25 protein-coding genes and 4 pseudogenes are annotated in these 25609 nt (G+C 65.2%); 14 read left to right on the top strand and 15 right to left on the bottom strand.

Annotation, left to right across the window (positions count from 1 at the left end; translation table 11 throughout):
• Positions 1–69: 69 nt before the first annotated feature.
• Both ACAM57_RS33865 and ACAM57_RS33860 read left to right on the top strand, forming a co-directional pair.
• On the top strand, positions 70–276 hold the full coding sequence (locus tag ACAM57_RS33865; RefSeq protein WP_369662570.1) for a hypothetical protein: 207 nt from the start codon (positions 70–72) through the stop codon (positions 274–276).
• 241 nt (positions 277–517) lie between these two features.
• Complete coding sequence (locus ACAM57_RS33860) at positions 518–1951, top strand: PAN domain-containing protein (protein WP_369662569.1); 1434 nt, start codon at positions 518–520, stop codon at positions 1949–1951.
• Between the two features lie 85 nt (positions 1952–2036).
• Here the strand turns inward: ACAM57_RS33860 and psrA are convergent.
• The 4 genes and pseudogenes from psrA to phnD all read right to left on the bottom strand — a co-directional run bounded on the left by psrA (position 2037) and on the right by phnD (position 5706).
• Positions 2037–3124 (bottom strand): annotated as a pseudogene (psrA, locus tag ACAM57_RS33855) (iron-containing alcohol dehydrogenase PsrA).
• 82 nt (positions 3125–3206) lie between these two features.
• Entirely contained in the window at positions 3207–3962 is a 756-nt protein-coding gene (gene phnE, locus ACAM57_RS33850; protein WP_369662912.1) for a phosphonate ABC transporter, permease protein PhnE, read from the bottom strand.
• A 74-nt stretch (positions 3963–4036) separates the two neighbouring features.
• Entirely contained in the window at positions 4037–4837 is an 801-nt protein-coding gene (gene phnC / locus ACAM57_RS33845) for a phosphonate ABC transporter ATP-binding protein (protein WP_369662568.1), read from the bottom strand.
• Positions 4834–5706, bottom strand: coding sequence for a phosphonate ABC transporter substrate-binding protein (gene phnD, locus ACAM57_RS33840; RefSeq protein WP_369662567.1), 873 nt, complete (start codon positions 5704–5706; stop codon positions 4834–4836). The genes phnC and phnD overlap by 4 nt, the downstream gene beginning before the upstream one ends.
• Positions 5707–5817: 111 nt before the next feature.
• On the opposite strand from phnD, the gene ACAM57_RS33835 reads away from it, so the two are divergent.
• A complete protein-coding gene (locus ACAM57_RS33835; protein ID WP_369662911.1) occupies positions 5818–6747 on the top strand; it encodes a LysR substrate-binding domain-containing protein in 930 nt (309 codons plus the stop codon).
• 189 nt (positions 6748–6936) lie between these two features.
• Here the strand turns inward: ACAM57_RS33835 and ACAM57_RS33830 are convergent, their stop codons facing one another.
• From ACAM57_RS33830 to ACAM57_RS33810, 5 genes are read right to left on the bottom strand one after another with little or no spacing between them, the layout of a single operon-like run.
• On the bottom strand, positions 6937–8325 hold the full coding sequence (locus tag ACAM57_RS33830) for an FAD-dependent oxidoreductase (protein WP_369662566.1): 1389 nt from the start codon (positions 8323–8325) through the stop codon (positions 6937–6939).
• A 9-nt stretch (positions 8326–8334) separates the two neighbouring features.
• Complete coding sequence (locus ACAM57_RS33825; RefSeq protein ID WP_369662565.1) at positions 8335–8907, bottom strand: phosphonate degradation HD-domain oxygenase; 573 nt, start codon at positions 8905–8907, stop codon at positions 8335–8337.
• 6 nt (positions 8908–8913) lie between these two features.
• Positions 8914–10362: a phosphonoacetaldehyde dehydrogenase gene (gene phnY, locus ACAM57_RS33820; RefSeq protein WP_369662564.1), complete on the bottom strand. Its 1449-nt coding sequence runs from the start codon at positions 10360–10362 to the stop codon at positions 8914–8916.
• A 27-nt stretch (positions 10363–10389) separates the two neighbouring features.
• Positions 10390–11616: a phosphonoacetate hydrolase gene (gene phnA, locus ACAM57_RS33815; protein ID WP_369662563.1), complete on the bottom strand. Its 1227-nt coding sequence runs from the start codon at positions 11614–11616 to the stop codon at positions 10390–10392.
• A gap of 1 nt (position 11617) precedes the next feature.
• On the bottom strand, positions 11618–12346 hold the full coding sequence (locus tag ACAM57_RS33810) for a phosphonate utilization associated transcriptional regulator (protein WP_369662562.1): 729 nt from the start codon (positions 12344–12346) through the stop codon (positions 11618–11620).
• Between the two features lie 226 nt (positions 12347–12572).
• Here ACAM57_RS33810 and ACAM57_RS33805 point away from each other — a divergent pair, with 226 nt between their 5' ends.
• The 5 genes and pseudogenes from ACAM57_RS33805 to ACAM57_RS33785 all read left to right on the top strand — a co-directional run.
• Positions 12573–13547, top strand: a complete 975-nt coding sequence (locus ACAM57_RS33805) for a putative 2-aminoethylphosphonate ABC transporter substrate-binding protein (protein ID WP_369662910.1) — start codon at positions 12573–12575, stop codon at positions 13545–13547.
• A 192-nt stretch (positions 13548–13739) separates the two neighbouring features.
• Entirely contained in the window at positions 13740–14882 is a 1143-nt protein-coding gene (locus ACAM57_RS33800) for a putative 2-aminoethylphosphonate ABC transporter ATP-binding protein (RefSeq protein WP_369662561.1), read from the top strand.
• On the top strand, positions 14879–16612 hold the full coding sequence (locus ACAM57_RS33795) for a putative 2-aminoethylphosphonate ABC transporter permease subunit (protein WP_369662560.1): 1734 nt from the start codon (positions 14879–14881) through the stop codon (positions 16610–16612). The genes ACAM57_RS33800 and ACAM57_RS33795 overlap by 4 nt, the downstream gene beginning before the upstream one ends.
• Before the next feature lie 61 nt (positions 16613–16673).
• A complete protein-coding gene (locus ACAM57_RS33790) occupies positions 16674–17801 on the top strand; it encodes a 2-aminoethylphosphonate--pyruvate transaminase (RefSeq protein ID WP_369662559.1) in 1128 nt (375 codons plus the stop codon).
• A gap of 195 nt (positions 17802–17996) precedes the next feature.
• Positions 17997–18116 (top strand): annotated as a pseudogene (locus ACAM57_RS33785) (LysR family transcriptional regulator); the annotation flags it as partial.
• 124 nt (positions 18117–18240) lie between these two features.
• On the opposite strand, the pseudogene ACAM57_RS33780 reads toward ACAM57_RS33785, so the two are convergent.
• Positions 18241–18474, bottom strand: a pseudogene (locus ACAM57_RS33780) (hypothetical protein); the annotation flags it as partial.
• Between the two features lie 113 nt (positions 18475–18587).
• On the opposite strand from ACAM57_RS33780, the gene ACAM57_RS33775 reads away from it, so the two are divergent.
• The 4 genes from ACAM57_RS33775 (at position 18588) to ACAM57_RS33760 (ending at position 21547) form a co-directional block, all read left to right on the top strand.
• A complete protein-coding gene (locus ACAM57_RS33775; protein WP_369661885.1) occupies positions 18588–18986 on the top strand; it encodes a transposase in 399 nt (132 codons plus the stop codon).
• Complete coding sequence (tnpB, locus tag ACAM57_RS33770; RefSeq protein WP_126184714.1) at positions 18983–19330, top strand: IS66 family insertion sequence element accessory protein TnpB; 348 nt, start codon at positions 18983–18985, stop codon at positions 19328–19330. The genes ACAM57_RS33775 and tnpB overlap by 4 nt, the downstream gene beginning before the upstream one ends.
• 68 nt (positions 19331–19398) lie before the next feature.
• Positions 19399–20991, top strand: a complete 1593-nt coding sequence (locus ACAM57_RS33765; protein WP_369661884.1) for an IS66 family transposase — start codon at positions 19399–19401, stop codon at positions 20989–20991.
• A 58-nt stretch (positions 20992–21049) separates the two neighbouring features.
• On the top strand, positions 21050–21547 hold the full coding sequence (locus tag ACAM57_RS33760; RefSeq protein WP_369661883.1) for a hypothetical protein: 498 nt from the start codon (positions 21050–21052) through the stop codon (positions 21545–21547).
• Positions 21548–21595: 48 nt separating this feature from the next.
• Here ACAM57_RS33760 and ACAM57_RS33755 read toward each other — a convergent pair.
• From ACAM57_RS33755 to ACAM57_RS33745, 3 genes and pseudogenes are all read right to left on the bottom strand, one after another.
• A pseudogene (locus ACAM57_RS33755) lies at positions 21596–22228 on the bottom strand (hypothetical protein); the annotation flags it as partial.
• Positions 22216–23298, bottom strand: a complete 1083-nt coding sequence (locus ACAM57_RS33750; protein ID WP_369662558.1) for a type IV toxin-antitoxin system AbiEi family antitoxin — start codon at positions 23296–23298, stop codon at positions 22216–22218. The pseudogene ACAM57_RS33755 and the gene ACAM57_RS33750, both read right to left, overlap by 13 nt.
• A gap of 51 nt (positions 23299–23349) precedes the next feature.
• Complete coding sequence (locus ACAM57_RS33745) at positions 23350–23673, bottom strand: hypothetical protein (RefSeq protein ID WP_369662557.1); 324 nt, start codon at positions 23671–23673, stop codon at positions 23350–23352.
• A gap of 51 nt (positions 23674–23724) precedes the next feature.
• Here ACAM57_RS33745 and ACAM57_RS33740 point away from each other — a divergent pair, with 51 nt between their 5' ends.
• Positions 23725–23994, top strand: coding sequence for a type II toxin-antitoxin system prevent-host-death family antitoxin (locus tag ACAM57_RS33740; RefSeq protein WP_369662556.1), 270 nt, complete (start codon positions 23725–23727; stop codon positions 23992–23994).
• A gap of 7 nt (positions 23995–24001) precedes the next feature.
• Complete coding sequence (locus ACAM57_RS33735) at positions 24002–24319, top strand: CcdB family protein (RefSeq protein WP_184642815.1); 318 nt, start codon at positions 24002–24004, stop codon at positions 24317–24319.
• A gap of 217 nt (positions 24320–24536) precedes the next feature.
• Here the strand turns inward: ACAM57_RS33735 and ACAM57_RS33730 are convergent, their stop codons facing one another.
• Positions 24537–25238: an SH3 domain-containing protein gene (locus ACAM57_RS33730; RefSeq protein WP_369662555.1), complete on the bottom strand. Its 702-nt coding sequence runs from the start codon at positions 25236–25238 to the stop codon at positions 24537–24539.
• A 57-nt stretch (positions 25239–25295) separates the two neighbouring features.
• Positions 25296–25562: a hypothetical protein gene (locus ACAM57_RS33725; RefSeq protein WP_369662554.1), complete on the bottom strand. Its 267-nt coding sequence runs from the start codon at positions 25560–25562 to the stop codon at positions 25296–25298.
• Between the last annotated feature and the right edge of the window lie 47 nt (positions 25563–25609).

The raw sequence follows: 25609 nt of genomic DNA, 5'->3' as shown, positions 1-25609 counted from the left end.
TCCACAAGATGCTCGCGCAATCTCGACGCCACATGGACTCTCCAAGCAACCAACCACCGAGGACCTGCAATGACTTCATCAGCGACCAAGTCGGCAGCGGTGGCCTGCGTGGCCGCGGTCCCGATCCTCGCTCCAAGCGGCAGCGAAAACACGGTCTCGGATTCAAGGAATGAACGCGAACTTGGCATGGCCGGGGAACGTCTGCATCAAGACCTGGCCTTCGAAGTCGCCGCCAAGTGGATCCGCAGATACCACCGGCAGCTTTCGGGCGAGTGACCACGGCGACGCGTTCGCAATCTGCGCTCACGTGTTGGCATCGATGCTCTTGAACTACGCAAGCACGGGTCGTCTCACGCGACACATGCGGGCAACCCTGCAGTGCCACAACGTGAGTGTTCCGCCAGCGCGCAGCGTCGCAGTCCCCAACCACTTGAACACGACTTCGAGCACATGGATCGCGCCGAGCAGGCTGCCATTGAAACGACGACATCCTTCACCACACCATCAGGAACATCACATGAAAGCATTGGTTCGCGCCGGACTGACGTGTCTGTTGATTGCGCTCACCGCCCCTGCGAGTGCCGCGACGCTCGATGCATTCGAGCAGTCGCCAAATGCTGCGATCTCGGGTTACAACGTCGAAAATCTCACTCAGATTACACCTGAAACGTGCGCCACGGCCTGTCTCGGCGCGCCACGCGCCGCATGGTGCGTGTCCTTCGATTTCGACAAGGTCAACATGAGTTGCGACCTCAGCGACAAGCGCGCGGTCGACATAGGCGGCCTGAAGACGGACTACCCCAACAATCCCTATGACCACTACAGCCTCAAGCCCGACCCGCTGAAGCCTTTCATGCGCACGCCCGACGCAGCGATCAGCGGTCACAACACCGAGAGCCTGCAAGCCGTGACGCCCGGCGATTGCGCCAACGCGTGCACCGACGCGAGCCGCTCCGGATGGTGCAAATCCTTCGACTACTACAAGTCCCAGCAGCGCTGCGACCTCAGTGACAAGCGCGCCAGTGATGTGGGTGGACTGAAGAACGACTATCCCGGCAACCCCTACGACCACTACTCGCTGATTGCCGGCGAGGGTATTCCCAACCCGGTGCCGGGCAACAAACACGTCCTGCTGATCGGCATCGACGGCCTGCGCGGCGACGCGATCCAGTGCCAGGGCTGCGTGCAGACGCCCGCGATGTCGGCACTGATCGCAGGGGGTGCTTTCCATGGCAATTTGCTGGCGGGCGGCACCAAGCAGGCGACGGTGAGCGGGCCCGGCTGGTCCTCGGTGTTCACCGGCTTTTGGGCCGACAAGCACGGCGTGACCTCGAACGACACGAACCTGAAGCTGCTCAAGACCCACGTGTTCGATCTGATCAAGCAGACCTGGCCGACGGCGACGACGGCGGTCGTGGGCGACTGGTTCAACATCACCCACAACCTGCGCCCCGCGAAAGCGGACTTCGTGGTCGCCAATGCAGCGAAGAACTCCCAGGAGGCCACTGATGTGGTCAAGGGATGGCTGGGCTGGAAGAACCCGCCTACAGCCATCTTCTACTATCTCCACAACGTTGACATCCACGCGCCGAGCTATGACCCGCTCAATGCCTACTACCAGGGCAAGATCGCCGGGGAGGACCAGCAGATCGCACAGGTGCTCTCCGCACTCACTGCACGGGCGAACTACGCCAACGAGGAATGGCTGATCGTGGTGACTTCGGACCACGGCGGCACGGGCAGCGGCCATGGCGGGCAGACGGCGGCGGAGCGAAGCACCTTGCTCATCCTGAACAACAACTATCTCAACCCGCTGAAGGCCAGCTACTGTCAAGGCAATCTGAGTGCGACAGCGAAGTTGCAGGTGGATGGCGCGACGCCGCACATTCTGGACTTTCTGGGATTGCCCAATGGCTCCGAAGGACAGAAGCATTCGGCTTGCGGAAACTGACTGAAGACGCGCGCATTGGTATGTGCGGCGAAGGGGGCGGCACAAGACCAGTCCAAGGCGGAGGAAGATAGAACCAAGAACCGGCTTAGCCGGCGGCGATGAAATTGCGCCCGCGCGGCCCTTGCAGCGCCTGGTCGACCCGCGCCGACCAATCGGCTTCCGCGATGCCGTAGTCTGACGGGCGTGTGCTCACGCCCAGCGCATGCAGGAAGTCCGTCAGCGCGGCAACGGCGGCGGCCGGGCTGGGTGCGTCGAAGACGGCCATCAGTTGCGCGTCCACCGCCGCGTCGCGCCCCAGCGCCAGCGCCATCACGCGCGGCAGGCTGAACGAGCAGGCGATGCCGTGCGCGGTGCCGGTCGCCAGCGTGATGTCGTAGGACAGCGAATGGGCCAGCGCGGTGCGCGTGTTGGAGAAGGCCAGGCCAGCCTGCAGCGCCGCGGTGGCCATGGCCTCGCGCAGGCTGACTTGCCCGGGCTCGCGCATCAGCGCCGGCAGGGTGCGGACGATGGCACGCGCGGCATCGACGGCCAAGCTGGCCGAGATCGGGTTGCGATGCACGTTCCACAGCGCCTCGAAGGCATGCGACAGCGCGTCCAGCCCGCTGGCCAGCGTGGCTGCGGGCGGCAGGCTGCCCATCAGCGAGGCGTCGACGATGGCCGCCTCCGGCCAGGTGCAGTCCAGTGCAGCGAGAGCTTGCGCGCGCCCGCCTGGTCCCACACCGTGGCCCACGGCGTCACCTCGCTGCCGGTGCCGGCGGTGGTGGGCAGCGCGATCAGGCGGCGATGGCCGTCGACGGCCAGCCCCTGCAGGTCACCTTCCATGGCGCGCACGAGCTCGTGGAAGTGGCCGCTGCGGGTGCGCACCAGCATGGCCTTGGCGCAGTCGATGGTGCTGCCGCCGCCCAGCGCGACCACGCACTCGGCCTGCGCGCTTGGCGCCCACAGGCGCTCGTACATCGGCGCCAGCCAGTCCACATCGGGGTTGGGGCGCACGTCGGTCTCGAGCGCTACCAGGCACTCGCCTAGCAGCGCACGCACGCGCGGCAGCAGGCCCACCTGCTGTGCTTCGGGGAAGGCGATGAGGATGGCGCGGCGCGCGCCGAGCAGCGCGGGCAGGTGCCGCAGCGCGTCGGTGCCCGAACGGATGACGACGGGGTTGTGGTAGCTCCACATGGGAATTCGCAAGTAGTGAGAAAACAGGAACGCGGCCGCGCCCCGCGCAGCACGGCTGCGCGGGGCGCGGAATGCAGGCCGCTCAGTGGCGGCCGCTGCTCTGAATGCGGTGGCGCAGCTGGCTCGACACCAGGTCGGCCACGATGACCATCGCCATGATCACGAGGATGCAGGTGGCGGTCTCTTGGTAGCGGAACAGCTTGAGGCTGCCGACCAGCTCGAAGCCCAGCCCGCCCGCGCCGACCATGCCCAAAACGGTGGCCGAGCGCAGGTTGACCTCGAAGCGGTACAGCAGCACGGCGATCCACGCCGTCAGCACCTGCGGCAGCACGCCGAACACCACCACCTGCAGTGGCCGCGCGCCGGTGGCGCGCAGCGCTTCGAGCGGGCCCTGGTCGATCTCCTCGATCGCCTCAGCGAAGAACTTGCCCAGCATGCCCGCCCCGTGCACGGCCAGCGCCAGCACGCCCGGGAAGGGGCCGAGGCCGACGGCCGACACGAACACTAGCGCGAGGATCAGCTCGTTGATGCTGCGTACCACGTTCAGCAGTTGGCGCGTGCCCTGGTAGACCCAGCGGTTGGACTGCAGGTTGCGCGCCGCCAGGAAGGACAGCAGCACCGCCGCCGGCACCGCCAGCAAGGTGCCCCACACGGCGATCTGGATCGTCTCCAGCGCCGGAGCCACCAGGCGGCCCAGAATGGCGGTGTCGGGCGGCATGGTGCGGCCGATGAAGTCGGCGATCTGCGGCAGGCCGGCTGCCAGCTCGCGCCAGCTCAGCTGCGCGCCGGCCGCGCTCCAGTCGAGCACCCAGACCAGCGCGAGCGTGCCCAGCGCCATCGTGATCCAGCCGCGGGTGTCGCGCGGCTCGGGGCCGGTCCAGCGCCAGCGGGTATCGGTAGAGGCTTGCATGTTCAGCCCTCCAGGCCGGCGGCCAGCATGATGGGGGCGCCCGGCGCGGGCGCGGGCGCGGGTTGGGCGGGCTCGGCCGAGGGCGCGTAGATGCGCTCGATGTCGGCTTCGGTGAGCGTGTCCGGGCGGTCGTCGAAGACTACACGCCCGTGCGCGAGGCCGACGATGCGATCGCCGAACTCGCGCGCGTAGTCGACCTGGTGCAGGTTGCACACCACCGTGATGCCCAGCTCGCGCGCGGCGCTGCGCAGGTCCTCAAGCACCGCGCGGGCGGTGTGCGGGTCGAGGCTGGCGACCGGCTCGTCGGCCAGGATCACGGCCGGCTGCTGGGCCAGCGCGCGGGCGATGCCCACGCGCTGCATCTGGCCGCCGGAGAGCGCGTCGGTGCGCTCGTTCGCCTTGTGGGCCAGGCCCACGCGCGCCAGGCAGGCGTGCGCCAGCGCGATGTCCTGGCGGCGGAACAGTTGCAGGCAGGAGCCGAGCACCGATACCGAGCCCAGCCGCCCGGTGAGCACGTTCTTCAGCGCCGTCAGCCGCGGCACCACGTGGTGGTGCTGGAAGATCATCGCCACCTTGCGGCGCAGCGCACGCGGGTCGCGGCAGCGCATCGCGTCGATGCCGTCGATGCGCAACTCGCCGCCGTCAGCGATTGCCAGCCGGTTCATGCAGCGCAGCAGCGTGGACTTGCCCGCGCCGGACTGCCCCAGCACCACCACGAACTCGCCGCGGCCGGCCTGGAAGTCGACGCCGCGCAGCACCGGGTTGCCGCCGTAGCGCTTGGTCAGCTGGCGAATGTCGATCACTTCATGCTCCGCAGGTCCAGCTTGAGCGTCTTGGCGGTGTCGCGGATCACGTTGTAGGCCGCGTCATTGGTCGGCTGGAAGCCGTTCAGCACGCCTTGGTCGCCCCACGGCAGGTCCTTGATGTTGGCCAGGGCCTTGGCGACCTTCTCCTTCAGGGCCGGGTCCAGGTCCTTGCGCCACACCATCGGCGATTCGGGGATCGGCTGCGAGGACCAGACCACGCGCAGGTCCTCCTGCTTGACCTGGCCCTTGGCGATGGCCGACGCGAGGATGCGGTCGGCGACCGCCGCCGCATCCACCTTCTTGTTGGCCACGGCGAGGATGCTGGCGTCGTGGGAGCCCGAGAAGATCACGCGGCTGAAGTGCGTCTCGGGGTTGAAGCCGCCCTGCAGCAGCCCGGCCTTCGGGAACAGGTGGCCCGAGGTGGAGGTCGGGTCGACGAAGGCGAAGGTCTTGCCCCTGAGGTCGGCGGGTGCGGTCGAGCCGCTGTCGCTGCGCGCGATGATCACGCTCTTGTACGAGCTCTGACCGGTCTTCTTGGTCACGGCCACGGCGAAGGCCTCGACGTCCGCCACCGAGCTGGCGAGCACGTAGGAGAACGGGCCGAGGTAGGCGACATCCAGCTTCTTGGCGCGCAGCGCCTCGATCACGCCGTTGTAGTCGGTGGCGACGAAGGGCTTGACCGGCATGCCCAGCTGCTTCTGCAGGCTGTCGATCACCTGACGGCTGCCTTCGATCATCGCCTGCGAATCCTCGGCCGGAATCAGGCCGATGGTTAGCGTCTGCTGGGCCAGCGCGGGCCAGGCCAGCAGGGGCAGCACCAGGGCGAACAGGGCGCGGCGCAGGGGAGAAAAGTGCGAGGGTCTCATGGAGGTGGGGGCTGTGAGGAAGACGACACCCGAGAGACTAGAAAGCCAAGATGACGCAGAGATATCAAATCGATCATGAATTTGTCATCGCAATATCGTAAAAATCTATGGATGTCGGCCGTCCAACTTCGCGCCTTCCTCGCCGTGGCCCAGAACGGCAGCTTCAGCGCCGCGGCGCGCTTCCTGAAAGTCAGTCAACCCACGCTCACCACGCAGGTGCAGGCGCTGGAGCGACGGCACGGTGTGCAGCTGTTCTACCGCCGCGGCCACGGGGTCGCGCTGACGGACGTGGGCGAGCGGCTGCTGCCGTTGGCGCGCCAGCTCGGCGCGCTGGAGGTCGAGGCCTACAACCTGCTGCACGACAACGGGGAGCTCAACGCCGGACACCTCAAGCTGGGCGCGGTCGGCCCCTTCCATGTGATCGAGATGGTGGACGCCTATCGCAAGCGCTACCCCCGCATCGATGTCTCCATTCGAATGGGGAACTCGACAAGCGTGTTTCGCGATCTGGAGGACTACACCGTCGATCTCGGTGTGCTCGCCCGCTTCCACGAGGCGCCTGGCTTCTCGGCCATGCCGTATGCACGGCACGCCGTGGTGCTGTGCGTCAACACCGAACATCCGTTCGCCAGGCGCCAGGCAGTCGCACTCGAGGAACTGCACCGGCAGCCGCTGCTGCAGCGGGAGAGCGGCTCGAGCACCCGCAGGGCGATGGAACAAGCCATGAAGGCCGCAAACGTGGTGCCCACATTGGCGATGGAAATCGGCAGCCGCGAGGCACTACGCGAAGCCGCGATCCGGGGAATGGGCATCTGCACGGTCTCCGAGGCCGAGTTCATCCCCCACGAGCAATTGCGCATGGTGCGCATCGCGGGCGACCCCGCCTGGACAGAAACCTATCTCTATTGCCTCGAGGAACGACGCCAGAGCCCACTGCTCGATTCGTTCATCGATATCGTTTCGACTCTTTCACCGTCACGGCCTTGTAGACCGGTTGCCAATGGCACCGAAGGGCACAAGCACGCTGCCTGCGGAGACTGAAAGAAGAAAGTGTGCGCCTAGAAATGCATCGGGACGCATCCTGCGCGTTCGACCTTGCTGCCCCGGGGAATCGCCTGGTGACGACGTTTCATCGTACCCCTCCCCCTCCTTCGGGGATTCCCGGATTGCCGGTTCCGTACCTCCGTCTCGCGGTTCCGGCCTTTCCTCGAAGGCTTGAACGTCGGACGTTCAGGCCTTGTCCGCCTTGCCTGCAGCGTTGGCTAGTTTGCTGAGCAGGCGATCGACCAGCCACGGCGAGCGGTCCTCGTCCTCGGCCCGCTCCTTGCGGCGGATTGCGTTGCGCACTGCGATCGAGCCGAGGTAGCGCATCGGCTCCGGCGGAAAGTGACCGAGCGGTCCGTTCGTGATCGGGCTTCGCGTCCAGGCGTTGTCCTGGTCAAGCACCAGCGACGAGAGGATCTGGCCGCCCATGTAGGTCGGCCCGACGCCGTTGCCTGAATAGCCGAAGCCGTAGTAAATATGCGGCGCACCGTCGAGCTTGCCGAAGAAGGGAAAACCCGTCACCGAGCGGTCGGACGGCCCGTTCCAACTCGCGGTGATCGGCGTGTCGCGCAATGCCGGGAAGAACGAATGCAGAGCCTGCGTGAGCTCGCCCTCGTAAGGCGAGCGCTCGTCGAACACCTTGGCCATGCGACCGCCCCAGGCGAAGGTGTTGCCTCCCTTGCCCAGCATGATGCGGCCGTCGACTGTGCTGCGGTAGTAGTACACGAAGGTGCGCGAGTCGAGCACCGACACGCCGTCGGTCAGTCCGATCTGCTGCAGCAGATCGGGGCAGCGCTCGGTGATGATCATGTCGCTCGACACGATGGCGATGGTCCGCTCGAACTGCGGGAAGCGGCTGGCCATCCACGCGTTCATCGCCAACACCAGTTTCTTCGCGCGCACGCGCCCGGTGGGCGTGTGCACCAGCACGGGCTGTTCGGTGCTGAAGTCGAGCATCGGCGTGCGCTCGTGGATGCGGATGCCCATGACCAGCGCCACGCGCCGCAGCCCGCGCACCAGCTTGCCCGGATGCACGGTGGCGGCGATCGGCGAGTACACGCCGGCCAGGTTGCGCGCCGAGCCGGAGCGCCGCGCCACCTCGTCGGGCGAAAGCGCGTAGTACGAGTGGATGCCGCGCGCCTCCAGCGCCTGCATCATCGGATCGAGCGTGCCGATTTGCGCCTGCGAGGTCGCGGTGTAGAGCGTGCCGTCGCGCCGCAGCTCGGCGTCGATGTTGTGCGCCGCGCAGAAGTCGGCGATGTGCCCCACCGCCGCTTCCGACGCCTTCACGAGGCGCACCGCCTCGTCTTCGCCGAACAGCCGCTGCAGGGTCAAAAACTTGGCCGACCAGGTGAGCAGGCAACCGCCGTTGCGCCCGCTGGCGCCGGCGCCACACAGGTCGCTTTCGAGAATGACGATGTCAAGCGACGGCGCCTGCAGCTTGGCCTGGATGGCCGTCCACAGGCCGGTGAAGCCGCCGCCGACGATGCAGACGTCAGCGCTCGTTTCGCCTTGCAGCGCCGGGGCCAGATCGCCATCGTTGAAGAGCGCTTGTTCGATCCAGAAGGGGCGCATCCGTGTGCCTTAAGCGGTGGCGAGGGCTTGCCTGTGTTCGGCGGAACTGATCTCGAGGTGGCGCACGAAGTGCGCGAGGCCGGGCATGTGGGCATCGGCCAGCTTGGCCGTGTCGTCCCACTGCCGCAGGCGTACCGCGTCGATCGCATACGGCAAGACCTCGAAGGCTTTCGCCTGGGCCTCGTCGAACACGCCGCCCTGCAGTTGCAGGCTGCGCTTCGAATCGGCCGACAGCGCCTCCAGGTAGCCGGGCACGCGCGCGCATAGGAAGCGCTTGGCGTCCACGTGCAGCCGGATCGGCTCCAGCGTGGCCGGACCGAACAGCGCACGCAGGAACGGCAGGCAGCGGTACTGGTGCAGGTCGTCCAGGCCCTGCTGGGTCGGCGTGCCGCCGAAGTCGTGCAGCAGGTGGCCCAGGTCGTGCAGCAATGCCGCGGCGATCAGCGCGCTGCCCGCTCCCTCCTGCTCGGCGAGATGAGCCGACTGCAGCGCATGCTCCAGTTGCGTGACCGGCTCGCCGTCGTACTGAGCGCCGCCCTTGGTTTCGAACAGGCCGACGATGTCGGGAATGCTCAGGCTCATCGTTGTCTACCAGGGCAGCGAATAGGTCTTGGTGTTGGTGAAGCTCTTCATGGCCTCAAGCACGCCTTCCTTGTAGCCCAGGCCGGAGTCCTTGATGCCGCCGAAGGGTGTCAACTCCAGCCGGTAGCCCGGCACCTCGCGCACGTTGACGCTGCCCACGTTCAGCTCGCGGATGAAGCGCGTGATGTAGTCCATGCGGTTGGTGCACACCGCCGACGACAGGCCGTAGGCCGTGCCGTTGGAGATGCGGATCGCCTCCTCGATGTTCCTGAAGCGGATCACCGGCGACACCGGCCCGAAGGTCTCGTGCCTGGCCACCGTCATCTGCGGGTCCACATGGTCGAGCACCGTCGGCGAGTACAGCGCACCGCGGCGCTCGTTGCCGTAGAGCAGCTTCGCACCGGCCTTGATGGCCTCGTTGACCACCGCCTCGAACTGGATCGCCGCGGCCTCATCGATCACCGTGCCCATGTCCGTGGCCGGGTCCATCGGATCGCCGTACTTCAAGGCCTTCGTCTTGGCCACCAGCAGCTCGACGAACCGGTCGGCCACCGACTCGTGCACCAGCATGCGCTTGATGGCCGTGCAGCGCTGGCCCGAGTTCTTGTACGACCCGCTGGCCGCCAGCGTCGCGGCTTCCTCGACGTCGGCGTCCTCCATCACGATGATCGGGTCGTTGCCGCCCAGCTCCAGGACCTGGCGCTTGTACACCGCCTTGCCCGCGATGTACTTGCCGATGGCCACGCCGCCGGTGAAGGTGACCAAGTCGACGTCGGCGCTGGTGAGCATCTCGTCGGCGATCTCCTTCGGGTCGCCGGTGACCACCGACAGCATCTGCGGCGGCAGGCCCGCCTCGTACAGGATGTCGGCCAGGATGAAGGCCGTCAGCGGCGTCTTCTCGCTGGGCTTGAGCACCATGCGGTTGTTGGTGGCAATGGAGGGAGCCACCTTGTGGATCACTTGGTTCAGCGGATGGTTGAACGGCGTGATGGCGGTGATGGCGCCCTGCAGCGGCTCGCGCAGCGTGTAGACCTTGCGGCTCTTGCCGTGGTGGGTGAGGTCGCAGGAGAACACCTGGCCGTCGTCCACCAGGGCCTGGTTGGCCGCGAACAGCAGCACGTCGGAGGCGCGGCCCACTTCGTACAAGGAGTCCTTGCGGCACAGGCCCGACTCCATGGTGATGACGCGCGAGATCTCGTCCAGGCGCGAGGCGATGATCTCGCCGGCGCGCATCAGGATCTTGTAGCGCTCGTAGCGCGTGAGCGTGGGCTTGTAGTCGCTCGCGATCTTGTAGGCCACCCGCACGTCCTCCAGCGTGGCCTTGGGCACGGTGGCGATGACTTCGCCGGTGTAGGGGTAGGTGACCTCGATGGTGCGGTCGCGGTGCACGCGCTCGCCGGCAATGCGCAGGGCCTCGCGGTGGACGGTGCCTGGCTTCAGGATGGCTTGGCTCATGGGGAAGTGCTCCGGAAGTCGTTGTCGTTACTGGGCGTGGTTCAGCGCGATGTCCAGCGCATCGAAGTTGCGCAGCCGGCGACCGGCGGCAATGCCGGTGACCGGGCGGTTGCAGATCAGCGGCACGCGCTGCTCCGAGACGCCGCCGTGCGAGCGCAGCGGCACTTCCAGCGCCGAGAGGTCGTGGCGGCTGGCCGAGGTGCCGATGACGGTGCTCTGCTCGCTGACCACCACGATGTCGCCGATGCGATCGGGCGGCAGCTCGAAGCGTTCGGCGGCGTCCTTGCGCGAGAGCACCAGCTCCATGCCGGGGATGCCCTTGATGCGCTCGATCCAGCCGGGCACGCTGGCTTCAGCGGGCGCGTACACGGTGGCGAAGGAGCCGAGCGCACCGTGGTGCACCACGTAGGGGTCGGTGATCGGCAGGATGACCCGCGCCTCGTCCTGGCCGTACCAGCCGTCGAGCACGTCCTGCAGGTAGATGACCTTGGGCGCGCCGGCTGCGTCGTGCTTGTCGTTCATGCCGTGGTCGGCGGTGACGACGATGGTGGCGCCCAGGGCGTCGAGCTGCGCGAGGTAGCCGTCCATCATGGCGTAGAAGGCGTTGGCGGCGGGGCTGCCGGGGGCGGCCTTGTGCTGCACGTAGTCGGTGGTCGACAGGTACATGAGGTCGGGGCGGCGCGACTCCATGAGCTTGACGCCGGCGGCGAACACGAACTCCGACAGTTCGGCGCTGTAGACCGAGGGCACGGGCATGCCGACCATGTCGAGCACGTTGTCGATGCCGTTCTCCTCCATCGTCACCTGGTCGGACTTCTCCGACGAGAAGCAGATGCCCTTCATGCGGTGGCCCAGCAGCTTGCGCAGCTTGTCCTTGGCGGTCACCACCGCGACCTTGGCACCCGCGTCCGCGAAGGCGGCCAGCACGGTGCCCGCGCGCAGGTACTTGGGGTCGTTCATCATGACTTCCTGGCCGAGCTCGCGGTCGAAGAAGTAGTTGCCGCAGATGCCGTGCACGGCCGGGGGCACGCCGGTCACGATCGACAGGTTGTTGGGGTTGGTGAACGAGGGCACCACGCAGTCGGCCAGCAGGTCGGCGCCAGACTTCCTCATGCGGTCGAAGTACGGGGCTACGCCGGCGGCAATTGCCGCGTCGAGGTACGCGGGCTCGCAGCCGTCGACGCACACGACCACGACCGGGCGCGACATCCAGCGGTAGCTGCGGGCGTTGACTTCGAGTGTCTCCTGTGTCATTTCAGACTTCCTTTTGGGGTGGGTTGTTCGGTGCTTCAATGGGAGCGGAATCGGCGCGGCCGAAGGCCTTGTGCATGCGGGCGCGGCTGTCGGCGACGTGCTTGCGCAGCGCCTGCCCCGCGATGTCGGGATTGCCGCTGGCAATGGCATCGACGATCACGCGGTGCTCGTCGGCCGAGACCCGCAGGCCGCCGCCGCTGTCGAGCGCGCGCATTCTGAAAAGGTGCAGTTCCTTTACCAGGCGCTTGTAGGTTTCGGTGAGCTTCTTGCTGCCTGCGGTGTCGAGCAGGATTTCGTGGAACTGCAGATTGAGCTGCGCGTATTGCTCCACGTCCTGCGCCTGGGCTGCCGAACGCATCGCGTCGAGCATGGCGCGCAGGCGCTCGATGGCGTCGGGCTTGATGGCAACCGCCACGCGCCGGCCGATGACTTCTTCCAGCGCCTCGCGCAGTTCGTAGATTTCGTCGGCTTCCTCGAACGCGATCTCGCGCACGAAGACGCCACGGTTCTTTTCGTTGCGCACGAGGCCGGCCTCTTCCAGCGCCCGCAGCGCTTCCCGGATGGGGCCGCGGCTTGTGTTGAAGCGCTGCGAAAGCTCGCTCTCATTGATGCGGCTACCGACGGGGAGCTCGCCCGTCATGATCAAACGCTCGATTTCTTCCTGCATCAGCATCGGCAGCGAGCTGGACTGGAGGAATGCGAGGGCGGCGGAGTGATTGCTGGTGACCATGGGGCGTATTTTCCCGATGAATTGAAAACTGTCAACAATTTTTTATTGACAGTCTCCAATCAGCAATCTACATTGCAAACACCGAACGGCGTTGGCCACCCTCGCGACGGCGCCAGCCCTCACCCTCTTCAAGTGACAGCCAGCCTCTCAGGAGAAACGACAGATGACGATGAAACAAAGCACGCGCCGTCTCACGGCCGCCCTGTGTGTTGCAGCCCTCGGCCTCATGTCCGGCGGTGCGCGGGCGCAGAAGACGCCGCTCCTGGTCTATACGGCGCTCGAAACCGACGCCATGAAGCTCTACAAGGACGCCTTCGAAAAAGCCAACCCCGACATCGAGGTGAAGTGGGTGCGCGACTCCACCGGCATCGTCACCGCCAAGCTGCTGGCCGAAAAAGCCAACCCGCAGGCCGATGTGGTGGCCGGCTTGGCCGCCAGCAGCCTGGCACTGCTGCAGCAGGAGGGCATGCTGCTTCCTTACGAGCCCAAGGGTTTCAAGGACCTGAACCCCGCGTACTCCGACGCGGCGCGCCCGCCTGCCTGGGTTGGCATGGACGTGTGGGCCGCCACCATCTGCTTCAACCACGTCGAGGCGAAGAAGCTCGGCCTGCCCAAGCCCGAGAGCTGGAAGGACCTGACCAAGCCCGTCTACAAGGGCACGATCTCGATGCCGCACCCGGCCTCCAGCGGCACGGGCTATCTCGATGTGTCGTCGTGGCTGCAGAACATGGGCGATGCCGAAGGCTGGAAGTACATGGACGCGCTGCACCAGAACATCGCGCAGTACGTGCACTCCGGCTCCAAGCCCTGCAAGCAGGCGGGCGCGGGCGAGTTCCCCATCGGCATCTCCTTCGAGTTCCGCGCGCACCAGGTGAAGAAGTCGGGCGCCCCGGTTGACCTGATCTTTCCGAAGGAAGGCCTGGGCTGGGACATCGAGGCCACCAGCCTCATGAAGACCAGCACGAAGCTGGAGCAGGGCAAGCGCTTCGCCGACTGGATGGCGAGCAAGGAGGCCAACCAGATCAGCGCGCGCTGGTGGGCCGTGGTCGCCTACCCGGGCGTGGTCTCGAAACTCGAAGGCATTCCCGACAACTACGAGAAGCTGCTGGCCAAGAATGACCTGAACTGGGCGGCCAAGAACCGCGAACGCATCCTCGCCGAGTGGAGCAAGCGCTACGAAGGCAAGGCGGAGCCCAAATAAGAGCTCGCCCCCCCGGGGCTGCGCGCACCCCGCGTCGCTCTGCCCCCTACCCGGGACGACGCCAGCGGCCCGGCGAAGCCGGTTCCGCAGCGTCCCCGCGAAGCAGACACCTTGTGAATTGATGGCCGCGCCGGCCTTTTTCCAACCCGCGACGCCAAGTGCAGCGGCGCCTACTTCCAACGAGTGCGAAAAATGGACATGACCGACACCCGCTTCATCGCCAGCCAGTTGCCCGCCGCCGCACCGCCCGCGGCGCTCGAGATCATCGGCGTTCGCAAGGACTTCGAAGCCTTCAGCGCGCTGCGCGATGTGCACCTGCGCGTGAACCCGGGCGAGATGCTGTGCTTTCTGGGCCCCTCGGGCTGCGGCAAGACCACGCTGCTGCGCATCATCGCGGGCCTGGAAACCCAGACCTCCGGACAGATCCTGCAGAACGGCAAGGACGTCTCGTGGCTGTCCGCGGACAAGCGCGACTACGGCATCGTGTTCCAGTCGTATGCACTTTTCCCCAATCTCTCGATTGCCGAGAATGTCGGCTACGGCTTGGTCAACAGTCGCGCCAAGCGCGACCAGATCCATGCCCGGGTCGATGAATTGTTGAAGCTCGTCGGCCTTCCGACCTCCGGCCACAAGTACCCCAGCCAGCTCTCGGGCGGCCAGCAGCAACGCGTGGCGCTGGCCCGCGCGCTGGCCGCCCGCCCTGGCCTGCTTCTGCTGGACGAGCCGCTCTCAGCGCTCGACGCGCTGGAACGCATCCGGCTGCGCGGTGAGATCCGCCGGCTACAAAAGCAGGTCGGCATCACCACCATCATGGTTACACACGACCAGGAAGAGGCGCTGTCGATGGCTGACCGCATCGTGGTCATGAACCACGGCGTGATCGAGCAGGTCGGCACGCCGATGGAAGTGTACGAACAGCCGGCCACCCCTTTTGTGGCGGACTTCGTGGGCAAGGTCAACGTGCTTCGCTCGGTGGCGCTGGGCAACCACCGCTTCCGGGTGGGCGACATGGAGCTCGAATGCGACGCCTGCGATGGCGCTTTCGAACCCGGAGAGGCTGTCAACCTGTACCTTCGCCCGGAGGACCGCGCGGTCGAGCAACTGCGCGATGACACGCCCAACCGCCTGCAAGCGAAGGTGACGAAGGTCGAGTTCCTCGGCGGCCAGTGCATCGCCGAGGTGACCGCCGATGCGCTGCACGGGCAGGTGCTGGGTCTGCACTTCTCCCTCAACCAGTTGCACGACCTGGACATCCGCGAAGGCAACACCATCGACATCGCGCTGCGCGCCAACCGCATCCGCGCCTTTTCCGCCACACGCACGCCAAAGCCATGAACGCGCTGGCCCACCCTACTGCCATCAAGACCGCCTTCGCCGCACGACCTGCGCTGCGCTGGAGCCGCGACGAAACCATCGCGCGGGCCATCCTGTTCGTGGTGATGGCGATGCTGTTTGTCTTCCTGATCGCACCGCTCGCCACCATCCTCGCGCATGCGGTGCAGGACAAGGACGGGCGATTCATCGGTCTGGCCCACTTCATCACCTACTTTCAGACGCCGAGCCTGCTGCGCGCGGCCTGGAACTCAGTCTGGGTCTCGGCCGCGGTAGTGATGATCTCGGTACCGACGGCCTTCGTCTTCGCCTATGCGCTCACGCGCAGCCGCATGCCTGTGTCGCTGAAGGCGCTGTTCCGACTCATCGCGCTCATCCCGCTGCTCGCGCCCTCGCTCTTGTCGGCGATCTCGTTCGTACAGTGGTTCGGAAACCAGGGGGCTCTCAAATTCCTGCTGGGCGGCGCATCGATCTACGGTGCACCGGGAATCATCCTGGCCGAGGTTTACAACACCTTTCCGCATGCGCTGATGATCCTCGTCACTGCGCTGTCGCTGGCCGACGGTCGGCTGTACGAAGCCGCCACCGCGCTGCGCACGCGGCCACTGCGTCAGTTCATGACGATCACACTACCCTCGTGCAAGTACGGCCTTATCAGCGCGGCCACCGTCGTCTTCACCTATGTGGTGAGCGATTTCGGCGCGCCCAAGGTGATTGGCGGCAATTTCAATGTGCTCTCAGTGGATGTCTTCAAGCAGGTCGTAGGACAGCACAACTTCGCCATCGGCGCGGTAGTGGGCATGCTGCTGTTGCTTCCGTCGGTGGTCTCGTTCGTGATCGATTACGTGGTACGGCGCAAGCTGAAGGCGCAACTCACCGCCCGCTCGGTCCCCTACAGCCCCAAGCCTCGGAAGGTGGCCGATGCGCTGCTGACGCTCTTTTGCGCAGTGGTGTGCGGCCTGCTGCTGGCCACCATCGGCATGGCGGTCTATACCTCGCTGATTTCGCTCTGGCCCTACGACCTGTCATTCACGCTCAAGCACTACCACTTCGTGCTGTTGGAGAGCGAGATGGCAGCCGCCTACGGCAACAGCCTGCTCGTGGCGATTGTCACTGCCGTGGCCGGCTCGCTGATCGTCTTCATGGGCGCTTATCTGATCGAGAAGACGCGCAATCTGGGCCTCATGCGCCGCGGCATGCACCTGATGGCCGTGCTTTCGATGGCGGTGCCGGGTCTGGTACTCGGGCTGGGCTACGTGATGTTCTTCAACCATCCAGCCAACCCACTGAACTTTCTCTATCAGACGATGGCAATCCTGATCATCTCGATGGTGGTGCACTACTACACCTCGAGCCACCTGACGGCCGTGACGGCGCTCAAGCAGATCGACAATGAGTTCGAGGCCGTCTCGGCCTCTCTCAAGGTACCGTTTTTCAAGACCTTCCTGCGTGTGACGGTGCCCGTGTGCCTGCCAGCCATTCTCGACATAGGACGCTACTTCTTCGTGGTGTCGATGGCCAGCCTGTCATGCGCGATCTTTCTCTACACGCCGGAGACCATCCTCGCGTCGGTCGCGATCATGCACCTGGACGACGCTGGGGACATCGGCCCGGCAGCCGCACTCGCGAGCCTGATCGTCGTCACCTCGACGCTGGTGTGCATCGCCTACGCATTGCTCACGCGTGTGCTGCTGGCACGAACGCAGGCCTGGCGCAACCTCGGCCGCGGCTGAGCTATTCCCTTTTTTCTCCCGACCCTCCTTCTCACTTTTCTTCCACTGCCTTGGAGACACCATGAGTCAAGCCGCTCCCATCCTGCTCACGCCCGGCCCCTTGACCACTTCGGAGCGCACCCGCCAAGCGATGCTGCGCGACTGGGGATCGTGGGACGGCGACTTCAACCAGATCACCGCGCGCATCCGAAAGAACGTGCTGGACATCGTGCACGGCACCGGCACGCACGAGTGCGTACCATTGCAGGGCAGCGGCACCTTCTCCGTCGAGGCAGCCATCGGAACGATCGTTCCTCGAAGCGGCCATGTGCTGGTGCCTAGCAACGGCGCCTACTGCCAACGTCTGGCGAAAATCTGCAAGGTGCTCGGCCGCAAGCTCAGCACCATCGACTACACCGAAGACAAACAGATCTCGCCGGCAGACGTCGACCGCGCCCTGACGGCTGATCCAAGCATCACCCATGTCGCGGTGGTGCACTGCGAAACCGGCGCCGGCGTTCTCAACCCGCTGCACGAGATTGCCCTGGTCGTCGCCAGGCACGGCCGCGGCCTGATCATCGACGCCATGAGCTCCTTCGGCGCACTGGAAATCGACGCACGCAAGACGCCGTTCGACGCTGTGGTCGCCGCTTCAGGCAAATGCCTCGAAGGGGTGCCGGGCATGGGCTTTGTTGTGATCAAGCGCACAACGCTCGAGCAATGCGAAGGCAACTGCCACTCGCTGAGCATGGATCTTTACGACCAGTGGGTCTATATGGAGAAAACGACCCAGTGGCGCTTCACGCCGCCTACACACGTGGTCGCAGCGCTCGATGCGGCCATCACGCAATACATCGAGGAAGGCGGCCTGGCCGCGCGCGGCGCACGCTATGCGCGCAACTGCAAAACGCTCATCGAAGGCCTTGCTGCCCTAGGCCTCCGCAGCTTCCTCGACCCCGCCTTTCAAGCGCCGATCATCGTCACCTTCCACGCTCCCGACGATGTGAACTACGACTTCAAGACCTTCTATCAAGAGGTAAAGAAGCGCGGTTACATCCTCTATCCCGGCAAGCTCACGCAGGTGGAAACCTTCCGCGTGGGATGCATTGGGCACTTCGGCGAGGCAGGCATCCCGGGTGCGGTTGCAGCCATTGCGGAGACGCTGAAGACCATGGGAATTCAGCGTATCGAAGCATCCTTGCCTGCATGACCGCGAGGTGTTGCCACGCTTGCGGCTGAGCGGACAAGGAGATCCAAGTGGATATCGGCCCCCACTCAATGTCGCCACGTCGATCACTCCTGTGCTGCGGCTCTTTGCAGCAGGTTAGGGGTGTCACGTGGGTTCAGATTTGGATGGAGAACACATGGCCGACTGGGGCACTTCAGGGAGGAAATCAAAAGATGGCCCTTGATCTTCAATACCGCCCAACCGCAGGTAGACCCGGCACTGGCAAGCTTGGGCCTTGCGCTGTCGCCCGAAGACGAGCTGATGTCGCCCATCAAAGCCGGCCGGCCCATTCGTGTACGTACTGATTCGGTACAGGGTCAGAATCAGGCCGCATGAAGCCATTGGACTCCTCGCTCAGCGCGTCTGGATGCGTTCGACCACTGCGCATCGAAGTTGTTGAAAGACGCTTGCGCCACGGTACCTATCCTCTCAAACCCAGTGCGCGCAACCAGGCATCGACCTGACCGAAAGCATCCTGCTGCCACTGCTCGGGGCTGCGTTCACCGAGCACTTTCGTTTCCTCGACAAAGCGACGCACACAGGTCGGCCCAAAACCATCGACTGTGTCGAACTTGCCAGCAATGAATCCGTAGCCTGCGGCGCCGCTGGCATGTTCAAGCAGCGGCCGGCACTCCTCGGCCAGCACCTCCGGCCCTCCGTAATAGTCCGGCGAAGGCCGTCCTTGCCTGAGGCGCGGGCCGCGGGAAGCATCTGACCCGAATCGCAGACCCGCTTGGAGGTGTGCGCTAAACGGAGATGGTGCACACCATGAAGAGTGAGCAAGACACAGGGAAGACCAGCCGGCGGCATCATGACCAGGCATTCAAGCAAGAGTTGGTGCGACAGAGCCTGGTGCCAGGCGCTTCCGTGTCGGCGATTGCGCTGCGCGGTGGCGTCAACGCCAACATGCTCTTCAAGTGGCGCAGGGAGCATCTTCGGGCTGTGGGCGCAGCGCCAGCCGCTGTGCTGTTGCCGATAGAGGTGACGTCTGCAGCCGAGGTTGTGGCGATTCCAACGTCGACTGGACCCACCCCCTCGCCATCGAGGCCGGCACCGCGCAACGGCGTCATCGAGCTGGAGTTCGCTGGCGCGCAATTGCGCCTGCGCGGGGCCGTCGACGAGGACAGCCTGTGCCTTGTCCTGCGCGCACTGCGCCAGAGTGCATGATCGGCCCGCGTGCGGGCACCCGAGTATGGCTGGCCGCTGGCGTGACGGACATGCGCTGCGGCATGGACACGCTGGCGGCGAAGGTGCAAACGGCGCTCACCGAGGATCCGTACTCCGGCCACGTCTTCGTCTTCCGTGGCCGCCGGGGCGACCTGATCAAGCTCCTGTGGAGCGACGGTGACGGTATGTGCCTGCTGGCCAAGCGGCTGGAGCGAGGTCGATTCGTCTGGCCCCAAGCCGAGGGCGGAGTGATCTCGCTAAGCACTGCACAGCTATCGATGCTGCTTGAAGGCATTGACTGGCGAAGACCCGAACGCACCTGGCAGCCACGCGCGGCGGCTTAGCCGGCTGCCCGACGTTGACAGAGCAACTACTGTGGCGGGAGTTGGCGCCGGCGAGCACAGTCGCACCGATGACCTCGCAGGAACTGCTTGCTACCAACGCCATGCTCAGCGGCGAAGTGGAGCGTTCGAAGGAGGCACTGAAGATCGCGCTGCTCACCGTCGAGAAGCTCAAGGTCGAGGTGGCGTATTTGCGTCGCATGAAGTACGGCCGCTCCAGTGAGCAGCTTGAACACGCTCAACTTGAGCTCGTGGGTGGGCATCTCACGCAACCGGCAGTGGCATCGGCGGAGCAAGCCGGGAGTACCGAAGAGGGTGAACAGCCTTCTAACGTCACGCCCATCGAGCAAGGTCGCAAGAAGCGGCAGGCCCGCGAGCGCACCGGGGTGCGTGATCTGCCGGAGCACTTGCCGAGACGCACCGTGATGCATACGCCGCACAGCGGGTGCAACTGCCAGGCCTGCGGCCGTGGCCTTCGCGAGATCGGCCAGGACGTCTCGGAGGTACTCGACTACGAGCCGGGCAGCTTCCATGTCGTGCGCCACGTTCGGCCCAAGCTCGCCTGCGCGAGCTGCAGCACGATCACCCAGGCGCCAGCGCCGAGCCGCCCCATCGATCGCTGCATGGCCGGCACCGGACTGCTCACACACGTGCTGGTGAGCAAGTATTGCGATCACACACCCTTGTATCGGCTGTGCCAGATCTACGTGCGTGAAGGTGTGGAGCTGCAGCGCTCGACACTGGCGGACTGGGTGGCCCAAGCGGCACGCCTGTTAAGTCCGCTGGCCGAAGCCATTGGCCGCTACGTACTGGCGGCCGACAAGATCCATGGCGACGACACGCCAATCCGCGTGCTCGGCGGCGCGGGGGCCAAGGCGCGTACCGGACGCCTGTGGGTGTACGTGAGGGACGACCGACCCAGCGGCGACACGGCGCCGCCGGCCGTGTGGTTCCAGTACTCGGCAAACCGCAGGGGCGAACATCCGGTGCGCCACCTGCGGCACTTCAAGGGGATTCTGCAGGCCGATGCCTTCGCCGGCTACCACCCGCTGTACGAAGACGGCCGGGTGGTCGAGGCGGCTTGCTGGAGTCATGCACGCCGCAAGGTGTGGGACATCCACGATCGCCAACACAAGCTCGGCGGAACGCTGGCGCACCAGGCGCTACAGCGCATTGGCAAGGTCTTCGGTGTGGAAGCCGAGATCCGAGGCAAGCCGCCACACGAGCGAATGCGGGTTCGCCAGGAACGCACCGCTGCGATGCTGGGCGAACTGAAGGAGTGGTTCAACGCAGCGCTGTCGCAGGTCTCAGCGAAGTCGCCGATGGCGTTGGCGATCGGATACTCGCTGAGCAACTGGACCGCGCTGACGCGCTTCGTCGACGACGGGCGGATCGAAGCGCACAACAACGCGGCCGAGCGCGCGCTGCGAGGCGTTGCGATCGGGCGCAAGAACTACCTGCATCTCGGTTCCGACAACGGCGGGCACAGCGCGGCAGTGATCTACACCTTGATCGGTTCGGCCAAGCTCGTCGGCATTGATCCGCAAGCCTACCTGCGCCACGTGCTCGACCGTATCGCTGACCACCCAATCAACCGCATCGACGAACTGCTGCCGTGGGTGGTCGCCAGCGAGTTCGCCAGGACTGAAAAGCTCGCTGCCTGAGCGCATCGCCGCTGGCAAAATCGCCAGCATGCGTGTCAAGCAGATCGAAGATCTCCCCATGGCCACCAACGCCGAGCTGTACCAGCTCAGTTGGGTCATCGAGCAACTCATGGCTGACCCAAGACGCATCGTGCAGGCACGCTCGCAGCTGCACATGGGCCAACTGGTGCAGTACTGGGATTGGGGTACGGGCAAGCTGCGCGAAGCCCGCATCGTGGCCATGAAGGACCGTCAGGCCACTCTTATCGACGAACTCACCAATCAGCGCTTCAGCGTACTGTACGCCGCCATCGTCCCGGCCGAAGAGCAGCCGAATGGATCGACCGCCACGTCATCCTCGCCGGCGTCTGTAGCGCCGCTGCGGCCGCCGCCGGAGATCAACGGCAAGCAGGACTTCCAGATCGGCCAGCGCGTCAGCTTCCCGGACCAGAGCCTCAAGCGTCACGTTGGACAGATCGTGCGCCTGAATCAGCGCACGGCCACCGTGCACTGCGATGGCCGTGCATGGCGCGTGGGGTTCGGCCTGCTCCAGCACGTTGCAGACGTCACGTCCTAAAACGCCCAGCCGTCAATGACGGCCTTGGGCGGACTATTACGGCCCTCCGGGATAGTTCCGGACACAGTAGTAGATGTCGTAGGCGTCTTTCTGCTTGTAGCGCCCCTCGATCGCATGCCCCTTCATGGCCAGAAGGGCCGGTATCGAACTAACTGCGATCTCGACGCGGTTCGTACCGCCGGCGGGCATCGATCCGGTGATCGCCACCAGTTGATAGAAGCGAAGGGCCAGATCAGCGCCGTCCGCTCGTTGCACCGCGAAGTCGCTGATCAACGGCGGCACGTTCTTGATGATCTCGGCATTGCGAGGCATCAGAAAGTCGACAACGATGTCGATCGGGGCACCGCCATCTTCAGTCGCGATCTGGCGCACGAGCTGAAAACGCCGAAGGTCATGACGCTGCTGGTAGCCGTGCCCCTGCAGAGCCTCGACCAGCGTGGCGTATTCGCCGTCACCCAAGGCCTCGGCATCTAGCCCGAGATCCACATCGAGCGTGCCGACGTGCGGCATGTCCTCATTGCCAAGCAGCAGCCACGGGACGGCACCGCCGACGATGGCGAACTTGCCCTTGAAACTTCCGAGGATCTGGCCGATTTCGAGCAACACCGTTTTGACGGCCGCCGTCGTGCGGTCGTCGTAGTCGGCGGCGGACTGTGGCTCGCCTGGGGTCACTTCTGCCATTTCAACCTTTCTTGTCGTAGATGATCGGCCGCCTCCCGCCCCCGCTCGCCGGCTGCTGCGAGATCCAGGTAGGTCTGGACGGGACTGGTGCAGGTGACGCCAGGTGCCGGCTCAACCGTATCGCGGAATACACCGAGGTCTTTGAGCAAGGTCACCGTCACGTTCTCGCCCTTCGAGGCGGAAGACAGCTTCAGGCCCGACCGCAGATGTTCCAGACCAGCATCGTCCGCATAGAAGTACTGCGTGCCGGTGCGGCCATACGGAGCAAGCCAGTGCGCCGCCGAGAAGGACGCCATTGCCAAAAGTCCCGTTGCATGCTGCGAACTCATCACTCGCCGCGCAGCCTCCTCGAACGAACTGCCGTGCAACGTCGTGTAGAAACTCATACGCCGGCCGACTGGCGGCTCGTAGGCGTCGCGCCATTCATCGAGAAGCGCGTCGGGCTCGGACAGGTACAGGCCTTCGCTGGAGACTTGCGCCCACTCGCGGTCCAACAAGCCAACGCGCACATTGCTCACATGCCCCAGACTGACCTCGGCGGCCTCTGCAAGCTCCGTAACGCGCCATGCACGCTGCGGATCCCGAAGCATCACGCGCAACACCTGGGCGGACTTCGGCTTGAAAAGCGACCTGAGTTCACGCCGCTCCACAGCAGGCTTGCTCGCAACCTGGCGCTCGATGAAAACGCTGTCGAAAGCCAACCTCGCGTTACCTTCCAGGTCAAGGTAGCCCACCTCGTGCTCGCGGCACAGCGCCTGGGCTTCAGGCGACAGGTAGGGTGCGATGAAGACGGGCACGGCATCCTTTGCTTGATTCATCACGTAGTCGCGCAGTTGCAGCAGCGCGAGGCGGACGTGGCGCGGCTGGCCACTGGACCTCACTTCGCAGACCAACGCCTGTCGCCTGCCGTACACCTCGAAGTGCGCCACGATATCGACCCCGTGATCGGGGCTCAGCGTTTCGTGCTCGATGTCCAGAAGCTGGATAGCTGGCACTTGTTCTAGGAGCAGGCGAAGGGCAGCAGCAGCCTGGCGCTCGACATGTTTCACCGAATCATCGATTTTCAGCATCCGCTGAAAATACCATTTTTGGTGAAATCATCAAGGGAATTTCATCAAAATTCAAGATTTCAGCAACCGCTGAAATGCAGCAAACTGGTGAAATTGCGACAAATCGAACGCATCGACGCCGGACCAGCTCCTCGAGCTAGTCAGGATCGATCGTGCGCCAGTGGTGGCCAGCCCCAGGTCCAGGTCGCAGCGCAGCTCGCCGCGATGCGCCTCGAGGAAGGCCCGCACCAGCTCGCCGGCCTCGCGCTCGAACCCCTCGACCTCGGCCAGCCGGCCCGTGCAGGGGATGACATTGGCTCCGAGGGAAATTCCAGGATTGCCAGCGATGAAGCAGCAACTCTTCGGTGCGTTGACTCCATGGGAATGCCAGGGCATTCCTGCTGAAGAATAGCTAAAATGGCTAATCACTCTCACCCGAGTCCAATCATGCAAGTCAGTGCCACCGATGCCAAGAACCGCTTCGGCTACTACCTGGGTCAAGCCGAGCGCGAGCCCGTGCAGGTCATGAAGAACGACCGCGTCGCAGTTGTGATGGTCTCGGCAGCCCGTTACGCCGAGCTCGAGGCAATCGAACGGACGAAGACGCTCGGCCAGCGCAAGCGCGAATTCAACGAAACCTATGCGGAGTGGATTGCAGCCCAGAACGAGCTTGTCGAGCGCGTGGGTGTTTTCGGCGAGGACTACCGTCCCTGGTGATTGCACGATGGCCCAGTTCGACGTCTATGCCAACCCGTCCAAGACCCAGCGCGGCGAGATTCCCTGGATGGTGGACATCCAGAGCGAGATCCTCGACAAGCTCCCGACCCGCCTCGTGATGCCGTTGGCGCTGCGTGCCCACATGCCGGCGGCGATGCCGCGGTCCCTCTGTCCGACCATCGGCTGGAACGGAGCGATGCTGGTGGCATTGCCCCATCTGGCTGCACCCTTTCGAGTCAAGGATCTGGGCTCTGTCCAGGGCAACCTGCGATCTCAAGCCAGCGACTTCGTGGCCGCGCTCGATGCAGTGATTAGCGGAATCTGAGTCGAGCCTTCGGCAGGGGGTGCGGACGAAAACTTGGACTGGTTTTCATGCCGCCCCCCGCCGGGTCAGGATCCATGGAAATCAACACGGCGCTACGGCGCACCACTGCGACTACACAGCCCTCAAGGCCTGCTACGGGCACAATGGCAAGCCCGAGCTGAGCGGGACGCACTCACTCGCGAGAACGCCACAGGGCGAGGCGCCCGGATCGAACGGGTCAGGAGCAACTGGTTTCCTGGATGCCACAGAGGCGATCCACCCAGACGCGGAAACGACCCGACGGCAGGCCCGCGCGCGCAGCGGGTTCGACCTTCAGCGTGGCGCGATCCTGGGCGGGGAAGCGCTGATCCGCGAACTCGACTTGCGCCCATTCGCCCTCGCAGTCGCTCAGGCGGGCGGCTTCGATGAAGTTGTCGCCATCGAAGGTTTCGCCGTCGCCCACGCGCAGGTGGACCGCCGCGGCCCGGGCCGGTCGCGCGCGGCCCGCATCCGCCTGGGACTTCACGGTGAGCTTGCTGCCGCCGACCCATCCCCTGCCGCTGTACATCGGCCGCGCCGGACGACCGGTGAGATCGGCGTTGTCCTTGGCGTTGCGAATCAGGAACCAGCCGTCGCGCACGCCGATGACCTCGACCTCGACGCGGACACCGTAGTTCATCGCAGGCTCGACGAAGGTCGGCGGGAGCCTGCCCAAGACCCTGGCCGCAGTGCTCGGCGCCTCGCGGACGTTGAGTCCGGCCGGGTCGGTCTCGGCGACGAAGGCACCGAAGCTGCAGGATCTGGCCGGTGTCACCGCCGGCGACTCCGGGCGTGAAGCACCGTCGGCGGGACCCGCGGCCTTCGCGCCGCTGGCGAGCGCGGCCAGACCGGCAGTGATGGCGATCAGGATCGCCCTGTGGAGGTGGAAATCAGCAGCCATCGGTAGCCATCGAAAGAATGTGGTGGAACGCCGGCCTCTTCTACACCTTCTACACCATCAGCCGGCCCTGCGACGTGCAACCAGCGGCACCAGACAGGCCACGGCAAGCAATACCGCCCATGTCGCCAGGTAGCACCAGTCCGCAGGCCCCGAATGGCCGACGGACTCCCAGCCCGTGGTGGCCTCCCACCATGACCAGAAGGGATACAGGACGAGTGTGAGGACCGGGCCGGCCGGCACCACCCAGGCAAGGATGATCAGCAGCCGCAGCACGGGGTGGCGTTGCGCGGGTCGCGTCGGCGAAGGATCGGAAGGGCGCGGCATGGTCCATTCTGTTTGGCCTGCAGCATTTCCGGAAGGGTCGAAAGCCC

It is taken from the genome of Variovorax sp. V15 (genome assembly GCF_041154425.1).
Classification (GTDB): Bacteria; Pseudomonadota; Gammaproteobacteria; order Burkholderiales; family Burkholderiaceae_C; genus Variovorax; species Variovorax guangxiensis.
The sequence above is the reverse complement of the archived record's forward strand: the minus strand, read 5'-3'. Positions and strand labels throughout refer to the sequence as shown.